Origin of the sequence: Microbacterium sp. Leaf288, from assembly GCF_001422925.1 — a bacterium.
In the GTDB taxonomy this organism is placed as follows: Bacteria; Actinomycetota; Actinomycetes; order Actinomycetales; family Microbacteriaceae; genus Microbacterium.
In genome coordinates this window covers 718215-735228 of sequence record NZ_LMNI01000012.1, presented here as the reverse complement: position 1 = coordinate 735228, position 17014 = coordinate 718215, and the positions used below count along the sequence as shown (strand labels likewise).

General features: G+C 70.6%; 13 protein-coding genes. 8 read left to right on the top strand and 5 right to left on the bottom strand.

Annotated features, from left to right (window positions below):
• Positions 1-134: 134 nt before the first annotated feature.
• On the bottom strand, positions 135-563 hold the full coding sequence (locus ASF40_RS16870) for a hypothetical protein (protein WP_056371099.1): 429 nt from the start codon (positions 561-563) through the stop codon (positions 135-137).
• A gap of 98 nt (positions 564-661) precedes the next feature.
• Positions 662-1579, bottom strand: a complete 918-nt coding sequence (locus ASF40_RS16865) for a Bax inhibitor-1/YccA family protein (protein WP_056371097.1) — start codon at positions 1577-1579, stop codon at positions 662-664.
• A 155-nt stretch (positions 1580-1734) separates the two neighbouring features.
• On the opposite strand from ASF40_RS16865, the gene ASF40_RS16860 reads away from it, so the two are divergent.
• The 4 genes from ASF40_RS16860 (at position 1735) to ASF40_RS16845 (ending at position 6329) form a co-directional block, all read left to right on the top strand.
• Positions 1735-2745 carry a glycerophosphodiester phosphodiesterase family protein gene (locus ASF40_RS16860; RefSeq protein WP_056371095.1) on the top strand — a complete coding sequence of 337 codons (1011 nt, stop codon included), beginning with the start codon at positions 1735-1737 and terminating at the stop codon, positions 2743-2745.
• Between the two features lie 96 nt (positions 2746-2841).
• Positions 2842-3870, top strand: a complete 1029-nt coding sequence (locus tag ASF40_RS16855; RefSeq protein ID WP_056371606.1) for an ABC transporter ATP-binding protein — start codon at positions 2842-2844, stop codon at positions 3868-3870.
• Positions 3867-4964, top strand: coding sequence for an ABC transporter permease (locus ASF40_RS16850; protein ID WP_056371093.1), 1098 nt, complete (start codon positions 3867-3869; stop codon positions 4962-4964). The genes ASF40_RS16855 and ASF40_RS16850 overlap by 4 nt, the downstream gene beginning before the upstream one ends.
• A gap of 141 nt (positions 4965-5105) precedes the next feature.
• Positions 5106-6329 carry a glycoside hydrolase family 26 protein gene (locus ASF40_RS16845; RefSeq protein WP_056371091.1) on the top strand — a complete coding sequence of 408 codons (1224 nt, stop codon included), beginning with the start codon at positions 5106-5108 and terminating at the stop codon, positions 6327-6329.
• Positions 6330-6333: 4 nt separating this feature from the next.
• On the opposite strand, the gene opgC is transcribed toward ASF40_RS16845, so the two are convergent.
• Positions 6334-8751, bottom strand: a complete 2418-nt coding sequence (opgC, locus tag ASF40_RS16840; protein WP_157549736.1) for an OpgC domain-containing protein — start codon at positions 8749-8751, stop codon at positions 6334-6336.
• Positions 8752-8970: 219 nt separating this feature from the next.
• Here opgC and ASF40_RS16835 point away from each other — a divergent pair, with 219 nt between their 5' ends.
• Together ASF40_RS16835 and ASF40_RS16830 are read left to right on the top strand one after the other, a co-directional pair.
• Positions 8971-9456, top strand: coding sequence for a MarR family winged helix-turn-helix transcriptional regulator (locus ASF40_RS16835; RefSeq protein ID WP_056371087.1), 486 nt, complete (start codon positions 8971-8973; stop codon positions 9454-9456).
• Between the two features lie 368 nt (positions 9457-9824).
• Positions 9825-11015 carry a glycosyltransferase gene (locus ASF40_RS16830; RefSeq protein ID WP_056371604.1) on the top strand — a complete coding sequence of 397 codons (1191 nt, stop codon included), beginning with the start codon at positions 9825-9827 and terminating at the stop codon, positions 11013-11015.
• A gap of 194 nt (positions 11016-11209) precedes the next feature.
• On the opposite strand, the gene ASF40_RS16825 is transcribed toward ASF40_RS16830, so the two are convergent.
• Together ASF40_RS16825 and ASF40_RS16820 are read right to left on the bottom strand one after the other, a co-directional pair.
• Positions 11210-11995, bottom strand: a complete 786-nt coding sequence (locus tag ASF40_RS16825) for an alpha/beta fold hydrolase (RefSeq protein WP_056371085.1) — start codon at positions 11993-11995, stop codon at positions 11210-11212.
• A gap of 341 nt (positions 11996-12336) precedes the next feature.
• Positions 12337-13380, bottom strand: a complete 1044-nt coding sequence (locus tag ASF40_RS16820; RefSeq protein ID WP_056371083.1) for a LacI family DNA-binding transcriptional regulator — start codon at positions 13378-13380, stop codon at positions 12337-12339.
• A gap of 106 nt (positions 13381-13486) precedes the next feature.
• On the opposite strand from ASF40_RS16820, the gene ASF40_RS16815 reads away from it, so the two are divergent.
• Entirely contained in the window at positions 13487-15577 is a 2091-nt protein-coding gene (locus ASF40_RS16815; RefSeq protein ID WP_056371081.1) for a beta-galactosidase, read from the top strand.
• Between the two features lie 44 nt (positions 15578-15621).
• The gene (locus ASF40_RS16810) at positions 15622-16974 is read left to right on the top strand and encodes an ABC transporter substrate-binding protein (RefSeq protein ID WP_056371079.1); all 1353 of its coding nucleotides are present in this window, start codon (positions 15622-15624) and stop codon (positions 16972-16974) included.
• Positions 16975-17014: the final 40 nt, after the last annotated feature.

Genomic DNA, 17014 nt, shown 5'->3' with positions numbered 1-17014 from the left:
AGGGCGGGGCGCCACCTCGTTGCGTGAACCGGGAAAGGATGCTGCTGCCCAGGCGCGCAGCTGGGCCCACGCGCCCGGAGGCTCCCGCCAACGCGCCAGCGTTGCCGGGAGGGGGCGTGGGGACCGTTCCCGGTTCAGCGCGTGCAGAGTTTGGGCGAGTCCGTCGTGCCGAACCGGTAGTCGTAGGTCGTGCCGTCGACCTCGACGACGACCCGCATGCCGTCGACGATCGCCTGCGTGTAGGAGACGCCCGGGGACGGGCAGCCGAGGGCGCCGTTGTTCCACGTGACGGCGTGGGCCGAGACGAGCTCGGGTGTCCCGGTGACGCCGCGCTCGGCGAGGTCGGCGACGATCGCGTCCCAGCGCGCGGCCGGCACCGCGACGGGTTCTCCTGTCGGTGCGATCGGGCCGCGGGTGGTCGCCTGGAAGGGTGCGCGCGTCGGTGTCGGCTGGGCGGGGGCCGGCTCGAACGGCGTGGGCTCGGTCATGGGGGCTCCTCCGCATCCGGTGAGGCAGACGAGCAGCAGCGCCCCCGCGCCGAAGGCCGTACGACGTCTGGCCATGCCACTCCTCGAATCGGCTTCAGCCTAGGCGTGACGCCGGCGGAACAGAACGGCCGCCCGGAGAACCGGGCGGCCGTTCGAAAGCGAAGCGCGGGGCGTCAGTTGCTGCCGCGCGCGATCGCGAGGATGCGCAGGATCTCGAGGTACAGCCAGACGACGGTCACCATGATGCCGAACGCGCCGAGCCAGCCGAACTGACGGGGAGCGCCGTTGCGCACGCCCTGCTGGATGCTGTCGAAGTCGAGCACGAGCGAGTACGCCGCCATGATGACGACGAGCACTCCGATGATGACGCCGAGCGGGATCCCCATGAACTTCTCGCTCAGCAGGCCGAACGCGCCACCGGCGATCGGGACGTTGAAGAGCATCAGGCCGATGTTGATCAGCGAGAACACCAGGTAGCCGATCATCGCGATCATGAAGACCTTGGTGGCCCGCTTCGACGCGCGGATCTTGCCGCTCGCGAACAGCGCGAGGGTGACGCCGACGACGGCGAAAGTGGCGAGCGTCGCCTGCACGACGATGCCGGGCCACAGGAACTCGAAGAACGCCGAGATCGCGCCGACGAAGAGACCCTCGAAGGCGGCGTAGCCGAAGATGAGTGCCGGGCGGATCTTCTTGCGCGACGTGAAGATCACCACGAGCGACAGCACGAAGCCGCCGAGCGCACCGATCATCCAGGGGAGGATCGACGGGTTCGGGTTGGTCGGCGTGACGCCCGCCATCGTCCACACCCAGCCGACGGCCGCGGTGACGAGGAGGATGGCGAAGAGGCCGACGGTCTTCCAGATGGTGTCTTCGTACGACATGCGGCCGGTCTCGACGGCACCTGCGGACGGTGCCGCGTACATGCCTTCGAGCTGCGCCTGGGCCGCAGCATCCGTTCCGGCACGCTGCGCCGTCGCGAACTGCGTCTGCCCGCCCAGGTTCGCCGCCTGCGAACCGCCGGGGTAGGTCTGAACGGCCTTCGGGTCCTGGAAGGCCGGGTTGTTGAACGCGGGGTTGTTGAGGGCCACTGCTCTCACACTCCAATGTCAAGGGAATCCCAGCACGATGCTGTTGATCAACACTATCCGACGGGCCGTGACCGGGCACGGGTCCGTGCTGTGAGAGGACTATGAACGGTCCCACGCCCCCGGGCGCCACGGGTGCTCGTGGTTACGCTGAAGCGGTGCCCCGTCGTCATCCCCTCGTGATCGGACACCGCGGCGCGCCCGGGTACCGACCCGAGCACTCGCGATCGTCGTACGCGCTGGCCTTCGAGATGGGCGTCGACGCGGTCGAACCGGATGTCGTGGTGTCGAAGGACGGCGTGCTCGTCGTGCGCCACGAGAACGAGATCTCGGGGACGACCGACGTGGCGACCCGCCCCGAGTTCGCCGACCGTCACACGACGAAGTACGTGGACGGCGCCGAGCTGACCGGCTGGTTCACCGAGGACTTCACGTGGGACGAGCTGTCGACCCTGCGCTGCCGCGAACGGATCTCGGACGTGCGGCCCACGAGTGCGAGCTTCGACGACGAACAGCCGGTGCTGCGGCTGCGCGACGTGCTCGACGCGGCGCGCGACGCCTCGCTCGAGTTCGGCCGCGAGATCGGCGTCGTGCTCGAGATCAAGCACGCGACGTACTTCGCGTCGATCGGGTGGGATGTCGCCGCGCTCGTCGACGCCGAGCTCCGCGAGGCGGGCTGGGCGTCGGGGGAGCTGCCGCTCACCATCGAGTCGTTCGAGTCGACGGTGCTGTTCGCGCTCCAGGAACGCGGCATCCGCGGGTCCTACGTGTATCTGCTGGAAGACGCGGGGCGCCCGTTCGACCTGTTCAGCGCACACGGCAAGGCGTCGTTGACGTACCGGCAGACCGCCGCACCCGAGGGGCTCGACGGGCTCGCCGGGCGCGTGGACGGGATCAGCGTCGACAAGCGCACCATCCTCCGCCCCGACCGGCTCGGTCGCACCGCCGGCCCGTCGCGCGTCGTCGCCGACGCGCACGACCGCGGGCTGCGCGTGTTCACGTGGACGTGCCGTCCCGAGAACCGGTTCCTGATCGGACAGTTCCGCACGCGCGGCGGCCCGGCCGCGTTCGGCGACTGGGAGTCCGAGTGGGCGGTCATCCGCGAGGCCGGCGTCGACGGCGTCTTCGTCGACCACCCCGACCTCGGCGTGGAGTTCTTCCGCTCCTGAGCTCGTCGCCGGTTCAGGTGGAGCGTGTCTTGACACTCGAAGTCTCTTCAAGGCGTGGCGGGCCGGCGCCGGGTCGCTAGGGTGGGGCGCGTGAGCATGCCGAGTCCGGCCCCTCAGGCCCCGGGAATCCCCGCCGAGCCCGGCATCGTCGTGCAGGGCGTGCGTCGCGCGTTCGGCGAGGTGCAGGCCGTCCGCAACGTCACGCTGAGGGCTCACGCCGGCCGGGTCACCGGTCTCGTCGGCCCGAACGGCTCGGGCAAGACCACGCTCCTGCTGATGCTCGCGTCCCTGCTGGCGCCCGACGCCGGCTCGATCCGCATCGACGGCGTCGACCCCGTCACCGACCCGCAGGCGGCCCGGGCGCTGCTCGGCTGGATGCCCGACGCGCTCGGCGCCTGGAACTCGCTCACGTCCCGCGAGACGCTGGCGGTCACCGCGAGGCTGTACGGGATGCCGCGGGCCGAGGCATCCGTCCGCGCCGACGCCCTGCTGGGCGAAGTCGGCCTGGTCGACCTCGCCGACGCCCCCGCCCGCGTGCTGTCCCGCGGGCAGAAGCAGCGCCTCGGACTCGCGAGAGCCCTCGTGCACGACCCCCGCGTGCTGCTGCTCGACGAGCCGGCCTCGGGTCTGGACCCGCAGGCCCGCATCGACCTGCGGCTGCTGCTGCGGCGGTTCGCCGCCGAGGGGCGCACCGTGCTGGTGTCGAGCCACATCCTGTCCGAGCTCGAGGAGGTCGTCGACGACGCCGTCTTCCTCATGGCCGGTGTGACCGTCGACCCCGCCCGCGTCGAGGCGGCCTCGCGCCGTGCGCGCCCCTGGCGGGTGCGGCTGGCGGGGGCCGAGGCATCCGTCGCCGTCGAGCAGGTGGCGGGCGCACTGCGGATCCCGGCCGAGAGCCTCGGTGTCGACCGCCGCGACGTCGTGGTGTCGTTCGAATCGGAGGATGCCGCGGCCGGGGCGCTGCGCGACCTCGTCGGCGCCGGACTCGACGTCGTGGAGTTCGCGGCGGCGCAGGGCGCACTCGAGCGCACCTTCCTCGACCTCGGCGACGGACGACCGCCCCAAGCCCCACCACCATCCGAACCCCCGGCACCGGGCGAGGACGAGAGCGAGGCGACGTCGTGAGCGGTCAGCGACTCGGCACCATCGTCGGCCTCGAGCTGACGCAGCGCACCCGCAGCATCGCCTGGTACGTGCTGCTCGGCGTCTTCGCCGTGCTGCTCGCGATCGTGACCGGGCTCTCGTTCCTCGCGTGGGGGTCGGCGTACCGGCCGGGCGGCGCGATCTACTCCACCATCGTCTACATCACGCTGCTGCTGGTGGTGCTCGTCTCGCCCACGCTGAGCGGCAACGCGATCAACGGCGACCGGGACGCCGCGACCCTCGCACCCGTTCAGGTCACACTGGCGAGCACCCTCGAGATCCTGATCGGCAAGTTCCTCGCCGCCTGGGTCACGGGCCTCGCGTTCGTCGCGGTGTCGGTGCCGTTCCTCGTGCTTGCGACGCTCGGGGGCGGGGGAGCGCCGGCGACGATCACGGTGTCGCTGCTGGTGCTCGTCTTCGAGGTCGGCATCATCTCGGCCATCGGGGTGGCGCTCAGCGGCATCCTGTCGCGTCCGCTGTTCTCGGTCGCGACGACGTACCTCGTGGTCGCGGCGCTCGTCGTCGGCACGCTCATCGCGTTCGCGCTCGTCGGCATGACGATGCGGTCCGAGGTGACGAGCCACTTCCGCTCGATCGAGTACGACCAATACACGGGTGACGGCTACCCGTGTCTGCCCGGCGAGACGCCCAGCGACGAGAATCCGTGTGACGACGACATCGAGGTGCGGTGCGGTGAGTGGGAGACGTCGACGCACGAAGTCCCGCGGTTCGACCAGGTGTGGTGGCTGCTCGCCGCGAATCCGTTCGTGATCCTCGCCGACGCGACGCCGACGCAGTACGACGAGTACGGCAACCCGAACGACCTGTTCGGCCAGATCAAGTTCGGCGTGCGGGCGGCTCAGCAGCCGCCCGAGCTCGAGCAGCGCTGGGACGACTGCACGCCCGGGTCGCAGGGCGACCAGCGCACGCCGGCGGAGGTCGTCGACCAGTCGACGCCGAGCTGGTTCGTCGGCATGACGCTGCAGCTGCTGCTCGCGGCGGGTCTGATGTGGTGGGCGTGGGCGCGGACGCGCACCCCCGTCGGCCGTCTGCCGGCGGGGACGCGCATCGCGTGACGCGCGGAATTCCTCAGGAAGCCCTCAGGCCATCGTCCCCGGCCGCCCCTCACGGCGGCCCGCGGGTACCCTGACCTGACGCGGCCCGGGGATCGTCCCCGCGAATCTGGGGGGGGGATGCACCGCGAGGAGGGGACTCCGATGTCTCGTATCCGTACCGGCGGAACGGCAGTGGCGGTGGCCTTCGGCCTCCTGCTCGGGGTGATCGCCGTGCCCGGGCCCGCGAGCGCAGCGACCGGAACGCTCGCGCTCTCACCCAGCGCCGGGCCGGTCGGCACCAGCGTGACGGTCACCGGCGCCGGCTTCGGCAAGAAGCGCGCCGGAACCGTGACGGCGGGCACCGCGACCGCGACGTTCACGACCAGCGCGTCGGGAACCTTCCGCGCCACGGTGATCATCCCGGCGACGACCACGCCGATGCTCGCGGTGTCGGCAACGGCGGGCGACGCAGCGGCGACGGCATCCTTCGCCGTGCCGCAGCCGGCGCCCGTCGCCCCGGCGATCAGCACCGCACGGCTGCGGTTCGGCGTCACGACACCGGGCGGCGCGAGTGCGAACGGCGAACTCGATGCGGTCGCCCGGCTCGTGGGCGAGAGCCCCGGCCTGGTGCTCTCGTACTACGACTTCGCGCAGTCGCCGCCGATCGCGGGGCTCGACAGCGTCGCGGCGAGGGGCGCCACGAGCATTCTCACGTGGGAGCCGTGGCGGTGGGGTGGTGGCGTCACGCAGCCGGCGTACTCCAACGCGCAGGTGATCGCCGGAGCCTACGACGCGTACCTGCAGCAGTGGGGCGCGGCGCTCGCCGCCTGGGGCAGGCCGCTGTACGTGCGCTACGCGCACGAGATGAACGGGAACTGGTACCCGTGGAGCGACGGCGTGAACGGGAACGCCCCCGGCTCATACGCGGCGGCGTGGCGGCACGTGCACGACGTCGTGACCGCTGCAGGAGCCACGAACGTGCAGTGGATGTGGAGCCCGAACGTGCCCTACACCGGTTCGACGCCGCTCGCGTCGCTCTATCCGGGCGCCGAGTACGTCGACGCCGTCGCGCTCGACGGCTACAACTGGGGCGTGTCACAGGCGTGGAGCAGCTGGATCACTCCGGCACCGCTGTTCGGTGACGGGCTCGCCCAGCTCCGTGCGCTGGCACCCGGAAAGCCGATCATCGTCGCCGAGACCGCGTCGGCCGAGGCGGGCGGGTCGAAGGCGACGTGGAACGCCGACCTCGTCGCCCACTTGGCGAACCAGCCCGACGTGACGGGCCTGGTCTGGTTCCACCACGACAAGGAGGTCGACTGGAGGATCGACAGCACGCCGGGTTCTGCATCCGCTCTCGCCTCCGCACTCGCCGCCCGACGCGGCTGAGCCGTCAGCGCGGGATGATGCGGAACAGGAAGCGCTTCTTCACCATGACCCACATCAGTCCGAGGATCACGATGTAGGCGATCGTGTTCACCAGCAGGTCGCCTTCGTGCAGGAGCGGGATGTTCGCCACGATCAGCACGAACACCAGCTGCATGATGAAGACGTACAGCGTGGTCTGCCCGAGCGGGATGAAGAACCACCCCACCGCACGGTTGATCGGCTTCCACAGCACGCTGAACAGGGCGTAGATCGTGACGGTGACCAGCAGCGCGTTGAGCACGCGGCCGGGGTCGAGGTAGGTCCGCTCGAACCACGCCCCGTACACCCCGGAGAACGTGTTCGGCGCAACGACCCCGAGCCTGACATCGAGCGTGCTGGACAGGTAGGGGTTGTTCCACGAGAACACCATCAGGCCCACGGTCGCCAGGACGCAGATGGCCAGGGCCGCGCGTCCCCACCGGGTGGTGAACCAGTCGACGATCGCGGTCCGGTGATAGCCGGCGACCATGCCGGTCACGAAGAGCGCCTGCCACGTCAGCAGCGGGAAGGAGTCCTCGAACTGCGACGGCAGCAGGCGGAGATGAAGGAACGATTGGATGCTGTACACCGCCCAGCTCGTGACCAGCACCACGATCCACCAGCGTCGTGACAGCGCCCACAGGATCAGCGGCGAGACGACCAGCATCACCACGTAGAAGCCCAGGACGTTGACCTGCCATGGCCCCATCCGCAGCAGCAGGATGTCCACGAACACGCTCGGGTCCACCGGGTACTCGAAAAGCCGGTCGAACCCGGAGTAGAGGTCGTACACGCGCCCCGTCGCCTCTGCACCCGCGGCGCCGGTGCCCTCGTCGATGAAGGTGGTGGCGGGTGTCGCGTTCAGGAAGGGAAGGAGGCTCAGCAGCCCGACCACCAGCACGACGCCGAGCGCCGCCACGTAGATCTTCCCGGCGCGGCGTTCGATCAGCGACGTAGTCTCGCCCATGCCGTCCCGCTCGATCTTCGGGCGATAGACCATGCCCAGCACGACACCCGAGAGCAGCACGAACAGCTCGGCGCCCGACACGATGCCGATCGCCTCCTGGGACACGTTCTGGAACAACGAGACCATCCCCAGGTGGTTGACGAGGACGAACACGATCGCGATGCCGCGCAGGAGGTCGATGCGCAGGTCCCGGCGCGAGGGTCCGTCGTACGCGAGACCGCTGCGGCTGCCCCTGGTGAAGCCCCACATCAGCAGTGCGACGGTCGCCGCGAAGATCGCGGCGGCGATGAGCCACCCGGCGAGCCCGCCGATCGTCGTGCCTGTCGCGAGACTCGCGGGCGCGCGCCCCGACGGCGAGTACACGGGCCCGAACACCAGGCCGCCGGCTTCGGCGTCCGCCAGGAACGCCTCGACGAGCTCCGGGGACGCGCTGATGCTCCAATCGATCGACGCTCGTCCGACGTCGCCGCGCGTCGAAGCGGCGTCACGCCAGACGACGGCGTCGAGCGCGGGGAAGTCATCGACCGCGGCGATGACCTGGCGCCACCACTGCTGCTTGATCTCGAGCTCGCCTCTACCGCCCGCGCCGGCAGCGAAGAAGGCGCCGGTCTCGAGCATGAGGGGGCGATCCCGCGACGCGAAGCGGTCGACGAATGCCAGGTTCCCGTCCCCCTGGAGGTGGCCGGCGAGAGCACCGGGCGGCGGTGCGGCGTTGACCGCCGCACCACCTTCGCTCGGGTCGTGGTAGGCCTGAAGCCCGACCCAGTCGGCGTACCGGTCCCCGGGGTAGTAGGGGCCGTAGGGGTCATCGGCGGAGGTCACCCGACCGTCGCGGTCGGTGTCGAGTTCGGCCGTCGCGGCAGGATCCGCACCGAAGGGGTATCCGACGCCTGAGGTCGGCGACCAGACCATCGCCGCGCCGGGGAGCCCGGAGTGCACGGCGTCGGCCAGCACACGGAAGGCGGCGACGTACGCGCTCGGCTGCTGCCCCCAGGAGACCCACGGGGCGTTCATGCCCGGCGCGAACCGGACGTACAGCGGCACGTCGGTGTCGACGCGCGCCCGCGCGACGGCCTCGACGATCTCGTTCGCATCGGTCTTGTCGAACTCGGCGAGCTCTCCGTCCGGTGCGATCGTGACAGTGGGCAGCGCCCCGACGCCCGCAGCCTGCGCGACGAACTGATCGAGGTACGAACGTTCGGCGGCCGAGAGCGGGTACCTCGTGACGTGCTCCAGAATGGCGGGCGTGCGGCCCAGGCGTTCGGCCTCCAGCGCGGCGGTGTCGACGCTCCAGTCGATCGTCGTGCCGAAGTAGGCGCCGCCCGAGGCGGGGCTGAGCGAGACGCCGGACGAGGGCGAAGGGTCGGGCGCGGCGGCTGCGGAGGCGGGAGCTGCGAGAAGACCGACCACGACTGCGGCTGCGGCTGCGGCTGCCATCCGGAGAGCGACCGCGCGGAAACCGTCGAGCATCGGGCGGTGGTCCTTTCGAGGAGGGCGTTTCCGGACGATGACGATGGCTTCGGGCTGCCTGGTCTCGATCGTAACGAACGAGACGCCGGCACCGAGCAGCGACAGGTGCGACAAGGGCTTCGCGCGCGAATACGAGGCGCGGGGGTTCAGCCCACTTGTCGCCACAAGTATTCCTAGAATCGGAGAATGAACAGGCCGCGGTTCTACACGGGCGACGAGCAGGACATGTGGGTGCCGTTCGCCGCACTCCTCGAACTGCTCCCACGCGAACTCGACGCCCAGCTCCTGCGTGACGAGGACCTCACGCACTTCGACTACTTCGCGCTGTCGATGCTGTCGAACGCCGACGACCACCGCCTCCAGATGAAGGAGCTCGCGTCGATGACGAATGCGACGCTCCCGCGCCTGTCGCACGTGATCTCGCGGCTCGAGGCGCGCGGCCTCGTTCGACGGGAGCGCAACGCCTCCGACGCACGCGCGACCGACGCCGTCATCACCGCGAACGGCCGCCGCAAGGTGCTCCAGGCGACACCGGGCCATGTCGAGACCGTGCGCTCCCTGCTGCTCGACGTGATCTCGCCCGAGCAGGCGGAGCAGCTGCGGGAGATCACCGCCGCCGTGCTCGCCCGGCTCGACCCCGACGGCCGGATGGCGGCGAGCCGCCCGCGCTGACCCGCCCGCGCTGAGCCGCCCGCGCTGAGCCGCCCGCGCTGGGGCGCCGCGCTGGGGCGCCGCGCTGCGCCGGGCCGCCGCCGCGAGCGTTCACATCGCGTGCTCTCACCGAGAGCACGCGTTGTTCGCGTTCGGATCTCGTGATCTCGGTGAGAGCACGCGATATGGACGAGGGGGAGCGCACAGACGCGCAATTCGAAGACCCCGCGTGCGTCGAGCGTTCACCCGATGCACCCCGGCTGTTCATCGACATCGAGGCGCGCGGCCCCGACGATGGATCGACCGGCACCGGCGCCGACAGTGACCGGCCGGAACGAAGGTTTCCGGCATCCGATCCGTCCGTCGTCCCTCCCCCCGAGAGGTGCCACATGACCCTTCGCGTGCTGTCCCTGTACGAAGGCTTCTTCGCCGGCGGGGCGAGGATCCTTCACTCCGACGTCGTCGCCGGGCTCCACGCCGGTGGCGAGCAGGCCCATGCGGTGCTGTCGCTGTCGGCGCAGGCGCGCCGGGACGCCACCGTCCAGTTCGCCCACGACGACCCTCGCTACCGGCGGCTCGCCGCGGCGGGCGTCGAGATCACTGCGCTGGGCGGCACGGCCGGCGCGGATCCGATGGATCCGTCCTCGTTCCGCGAGCTCGACCTGCACCGCGCCGCCGAGGCGATCGCGCAGGCGGATGTCGTGCTCTCGCTCAAGGAGCAGCCGCTCGGTCTGCTGCTGGCGTTGCGCGCCCACGGGCTGATGCCGTCGGTACCCGTCACCGCCTGCCTCCACCGCTCGGATCCGACCCACTCCGGACCGGCGCTCGGATGGCTCCGCGAGGCGGCCGAGACCGGGCTCCTCGCCGCCACGATCTCATGTGCACGCTCGACCGACGAGGTCTACGCACAGCACCTGCCCTTCGGCCTCGATCGTCGGGTCGTGCCGAACGGCATCGACATCGACGTGTTCGGTCCGGCCGCCGACGACTTCGAGTGCATCGCGCTGCGCGCAAGCATCGGCATCCCGCTCGATGCTCCCGTGGTACTCCTCGCCGCCCGGTTCGATTCGATGAAGGACCCGGGGCTGTTCCTCCGCGCGGCCGCGCGCCACGCCGCAGCGCGGCCGGATGCGCACTACGTGCTGTGCGGCGCGGGCATGACCCATGACAACGCGGGCTTCGCTTCGCTGATGATGGATGCTGCGGCCCCCGCAGATCGCGTGCACGCCCTGGGCATCCGCGGCGACATGCCGGCGCTGTACCGGATCGCCGACATCGTCGCGCTCACGAGTGCGTTCGGGGAAGCATCGCCGCTGTGCCTGCTCGAGGGGGCGGCGTCGGGCGCGACGCCGGTCACCACCGACGTCGGCGACGCGGCGCAGAGCGTCGAAGGGTTCGGGCTCGTGACACCGCGCGATCCCGACGCCATCGCCGCCGCCTGGGAGGCCGTGCTGCACGATCGGGCGAGCTACCGCGATGCCGCGCTCGCCGCCCGTCCGAGCCTGTCGCGCGGCCGGATGATCGACGAGTACCGCCTGGCGATCGAGAGCCTGGCCGAGCGGCGCCGCCTCGCGGCCTGACGGTCGTGGCGTGCGGGGCGGGGTCGACGTCTGCGCCGCGCTCGGGGCGTTTGGCCTCTGCGTTTCGACTCGCACGCTCGCTCAACGACCGCGTCCCTCGCTCGCTCAACGACCGGGAGGCGGCGCCCGCGACACGAGAGGGTCGCTCGCTCAACGAGGGGAGGCGGCGTCCGCGACAGGTGAGGCTCGCTCGCTCAACGCCCGGGAAGGAGGCGCTCGGCCAGGACACGCGCCGTCGCACCCGGGTCGGGGCGGTGCATGACCGACTCGGGGACGACGACGAGCTCGGCCCCGTCGATCTCGTCGGCCAGGCGGTCGGCGGCGGTGATCAGCAGCGGAAAGGTCTGGGCTCCGCGCAGCACGGTGACCGGGGCCGAGACCGAGAGCGTCTCTGCGCTCGGCGTCGACGCGACGCGCACGAGGTTGGTGTCGTACACCGTGGACTGCGCGAGCGGGACGAGCGCGGCGAACTGGTCGCTCGCCCGGATCTGCTCGACCATCTCGCGCGGCAGGCCGACGCCCTCGAGCTGGAAGGTCACGATCGCCTCGTCGGCGCGGCCGTCGTCGACGAGGGCCTGCAGGCGCTCGGCGAGGTCGTCGGCCGGCTCGTCGACGCCGAACCGCAGCGGCGGCTCCGACAGGAACAGCGCCTGCACCGGAACCCCGCGGGATGCGGCGAACAGCGCCAGCACTGCGCCCGACGAGTGCCCGAGCACGGCCGCATCGCCCCCGACCCCGTCGATCACCGCGGCCAGGTCTTCGACCTCTTGCTCGGGCGCGGAGTCCCGCGCGTCTCCGCTCGAGCCGCGCGCGCGGCGGTCCCACGTGATCGCCCGGAAGCCGGCATCCGCCAGGGCCGTCGCGAGTCCCGCCGCATCGGCGGCCGTCGACATGGCGCCGTTCACGATCACGACGGTCGGTCCGTCACCGCTCTCGTCGTAGGCGATGGGGGTTCCGTCGGCAGAGGTCACGATCTTCATGGGCGCCAGCCAACCACCGGCGTCCGACATGCGACAGGGGCGCAGCATCCGCCGCCCGTCCGATTCAGCGCGACCGGATCGCGAGGAACCGGATCGGCACCTCGATGAGCTCGACGGGCCCGTGCGCGGCCTCGCCGTCGAGATCTCTCGCAGCATTCCCGCGACGCCACTCTTCTGCTCCGCAGTCACCTTCGGCGGTCGGAGCGCCCGAAAGGCCGCCGAAAGCGACTGCGGAACATCAGGAGAGTCCGGCGCGGGTGCACAGAGTCGGAGGATTTCGGCGACACGCCGGCGACGGATGCCTCGCCGCGGCGTGTCGCGCATTCTCTCCGATTCTGTGCTCAGCGGGCCGGGGCCGGGCCGGAGGATTCTCGCACCACGACGTGCGGGATGTCGATGGGCACGGGGCGCGCCGGAACCCCCTCGATCTGGCCGATGAGGGAGGCGACCGCTTCGCGGCCGCGCGCGACGTGGTCGACCCGCAGGGTGGTGAGCGGTGGGTCGATGTAGGCCGACTCGGGGAGGTCGTCGACGCCCACGACGCTGACGTCGGCGGGAACACGGAGACCGCGTCGCTTGAGGGCGAGGATGGTGCCGATGGCCATCTGATCGTTCGCCACGACGTACGCGGTCGCGTCGGGCAGATCCGAGAGGCCGGCGATGGCGTCGTAGCCCGATCGGGCGGACCAGTCGCCGGTGAGCTCGCCGGCGTGGACGAGGCCGAGGTCCTCGACCGCCGCGGCGAACGCGCGCGCCCGATTGCGGCCCGCGGACCAGTTCGCCGGGCCGGCCACGTGGGCGAGCCTGCGGTGCCCGAGGTCGCGGAGGTAAGCGATGAGGGCCGGCATGCCGACGCGGGAGACGTCGGTCTTCGCCAGGCGGGTGTCGTCGGCCTCGCTGTGGACGTAGGTGGGCATCGTGAAGTGCGCGGCCTCGAACGCGTGGACCATCTCGTCGGTCGACGCGAGGGCGAGGACCCCGGCGAGGGTGTTCGGCCCGATCAGTGCGAGGGACTTCGCGATCGAGTCGCGGTCGTGGGCGTCGAGCGAGATGACGTCGAGCACGTAGCCCGCCTCGCGTGCTTCCATGGTCGCGCCGTGGGCCGTGAGACTGGGGCCCGTCTCGGACTCGTCGTGGACGAGGGCGCCGATCCGGTGGGACCGCCCGGACTTCAGGCTGCGGGCGGACAGGTTCGGCTGGTAGTCGAGCTCGACGAGTGCTGCCTCGACGCGCGCCTTGGTCTCGGGGCGGATGCCGGGGTAGCCCGTGAGGAAACGGCTGACCGTCTGGTGCGACACTCCGGCCACCTGCGCGACGTCGTAGATCGTCGCGGCGCGCGCCGACGCCGAAGGCGTCCCCAGTTGCGGTTGGGTCTCTTTGCTCACGATTCCCGATTGTCCCTTGACAACTCGATGTTATCGAAAACATACTAGCTCCGCCCTGATGTTTCCGAAAACATCCACCCCGCTCTCGACGACAACGGAGTCCCTGATGCACCTCGACCGATCCGGCATCCTCTTCGGCGCCGCGTACTACGCGGAGTACCACCAGAGCGACCGCGTCGATCAAGACCTCGACCTGATGAAGCAGGCCGAGTTCACGGTCATCCGGGTGGGCGAGTCGGTGTGGTCGACGTGGGAGCCGCGCGACGGCGAGTTCGATCTGGAGTGGCTGCAGCCGGTGCTCGACGGCGCGCACGCCCGTGGCATCGCGGTGGTGCTCGGCACCCCGACGTACGCCGTTCCGCCGTGGCTGCAGACCGCGTACCCCGAGATCGCTGCCGACGTCCGCACCGGCGAGCCGATGCCCTGGGGCGCCCGCCAGGAGGTCGACTACTCGCACCCGGCCTTCCGCTTCCACGCCGAGCGCGTCATCCGCGCCGTCGTCGGCAGGTACGCGTCGCACCCTGCGGTCATCGGCTACCAGGTCGACAACGAGCCCGGCATGGTGCTCTTCCACAACCGCGGCTCGTTCCAGCGGTTCGTGCGGCGGCTCGCGGCCCGGTACGGCGACGTCGAGACGCTCAACCGCGAGTGGGGGCTCACCTACTGGTCCCACCGTCTGTCGGACTGGTCCGACCTGTGGACGCCCGACGGCAACTCGCTGCCGCAGTACGACCTCGCGTGGCGCCGCTACCAGGCCGAGCTCACGACGGAGTTCATCGCCTGGCAGGCCGAGATCGTGCGCGAGTACTCGAGCCCCGAGCAGTTCGTGACGACGTGCATCGCGTATCCGCGCCCGGCGCTCGACGACGAGAAGCTCGTCGAGGCGCTCGACGTCACGGCGGGCAACCCGTATTACGCGATGCAGGACCACCTCGACGCGACGAAGGATCTGGCCGCGGTCACGCCGTGGACGACGAGCGGCGTCCCCGCGATGTTCCGCCAGGCCGACCGGCTGTTCTCGTCGAACCAGGCCCGCTTCCTCGTGACCGAGACCGACGCGCAGTCCATCGGCGGGTCTGAGTTCAACCTCCCTCCCTATCCCGGGCAGCTGGCGCAGGCGGCGTTCGCGTTCGTCTCCCGTGGCGCGGCGATGATCGAGTACTGGCACTGGCACACGCTGCCGTACGGCACGGAGACCTACTGGGGAGGCATCCTTCCCCACAGTCTCGAGCCGGGCCGCGTCTACCGTGAGCTCGCGGCCGTCGGTGCGGACTTCGCGGCCATCGGCGACCTCCTCGACGGCTACGAGCCCGATGCCGACGTGGCGATCCTGTGGTCGAACGACTCGCGCTTCGCCCTGGAGTTCTTCCCGACGTTCCCCACGGCGACGGGGCAGCCCGATCGCACCAGCTACACGCGCATCTTCGACGCGTACTACCGCGGAGTCATCGACGGCGGCGCACAGGCGCGGGTGCTGCATCCCGATCAGGCGCTCTCCTGGGGCGCGAAGGACCTGGCGGCACGGTTCCCCGTGCTCATCGCGGCCGGCATCTACGTCGCGACCGACTCCCAGCTCGACCTGCTGCGCGAGTACGCCGCCGCCGGCGGCCACCTCATCGTCGGCATCCGCACCGGTTACGGCGACGAGGAGGCACGGGCGCGCGTGAGCATGGCTCCGGCGCGGCTGACGGATGCTGCGGGCGTGAGCTATGAGGAGTTCTCGAACCTGCGCGACCCGCTGCCGGTCACGTCCGAGCAAGGCCTCGCCCTGACCGACGGCGCTGCGGCGACCCTGTGGGCGGATGGGCTTGTCACATCCGATGCCGACACCCTCGTGCGTTACGTGCACCCGCGATTCGGCGACTTCGCGGCGGTGACGAGCCGGGCGCACGGCGATGGACGCATCACCGTGGTCGGCACCGTCCCCTCGGCCGAACTGGCGGCCGACCTCGTGCGCTGGGCCGCGCCGGCGACCGTCGCCGACGCGATCGCGCCGGAGCGGGCGCTTCCGGTCACGGTGAGCTCGGGCTCGCTCCCGGACGGCCGCCGTGCGTGGTTCGTCTTCAACTGGAGCGGCGAGCCGCAGGCGTTCACGCCCGCCGTCGACCTCGCGGACGCCGTCACGGCGGAGGAGCTCTCCGCCGGCACCGAGATCTCCCTTCCGGCGTGGTCGACACGCTGTCTCGTCGGAAGGTGAGCACCCAAGGGGTCACGCGACCCCACCGAGAAGAAAGAGCAATCATGAAGAAGGCACGCAGAACAGCAGCGACGCTGACCGTCGGCGCGGCCACGGTCGCGGTGCTCCTCACGGGGTGCGCCCCGAGCGGCAACGACGGCGGCGGCGCGCAGGGCCCGATCACGCAGGATCAGATCGACGAGGCGATGAGCACCCCGACGGAGCTCACCTTCTGGACCTGGGTTCCCGACATCCAGAACGAGGTCGATCTCTTCGAGGAGAAGTACCCCGACATCTCGGTGAAGGTCGAGAACGTCGGCCAGGGCCTGCCCCACTACCAGAAGCTCCGCAGCGCGATCGAAGCGGGCGAGGGTGCCCCGGATGTCGCGCAGATCGAGTACCAGTACATCCCGTCGTTCGTGCTTCCCGAGTCGCTCCTCGACCTCACCCCGTACGGCGCGGACGACCTCGCCGACGACTACGTCGGATGGGCGTGGAACCAGGTGTCGCCGGGCGACGAGGTGTGGGCGATCCCGCAGGACGTCGGCCCGATGGGCAACCTGTACCGCGAGGACATCCTCTCGGCGGCGGGCATCACCGAGGCCCCGGCCACGTGGGACGACTACGCGACCGCCGCGAAGGCCGTCAAGGACAGCACGGGCTCGTACATCTCGAATCTCGGCGCGACGCAGGCCGGGCAGATGATCGGGTTCTTCTGGCAGGCGGGCGTCAAGCCGTTCGGCTACGACGGCAAGGAGACCGTGACGATCGACGTCAACAGCGACGAGGCGAAGAAGGTCGCCGACTACTGGACCGGCCTGATCCAGGACGACCTCATCTCGACCGACGTCGACTTCAACGACAACTGGTACCAGGGCCTGGCCAGCGGCAAGTACGCCGGATGGCTGACCGCCGCGTGGGGGCCGATCTTCCTCCAGGGCACCGCCAAGGACACGTCGGGGCTGTGGCGCGCCGCGCCGCTGCCGCAGTGGAACGCCGGTGACGAGGTCTCGGGCAACTGGGGCGGATCGTCGGATGCCGTGCTGGCGTCGAGTGAGAACCCGATCGCCGCGTACGAGCTCGCGAAGTTCATCAACAACGACCAGGAGTCGGCGATGATGCTCGCGACCGAGCAGTTCCTCTACCCGCCGCAGGTGTCGGTGCTCGAGGACCCGGCCTTCGTCGACCAGGAGTCGGAGTTCTACGGCGGCCAGCAGGTCAACAAGCTGTTCGCGGAGATCTCCACGACCGTCGACACCGACTTCCAGTGGCTCCCCTTCATGGACTACGTGTACTCCACCTATGAAGAGACCATGGGCACGGTGATCGCGGCCAAGGGCGACATCAGCGGCGCCCTCGACGCCTGGCAGGACCAGCTCGTCTCGTACGCAGAGGACCAGGGCTTCACCGTCAAGTGAGCCCGAAGGGTGCCCGCCTGCCCTGCGCGGGCACCCTTCG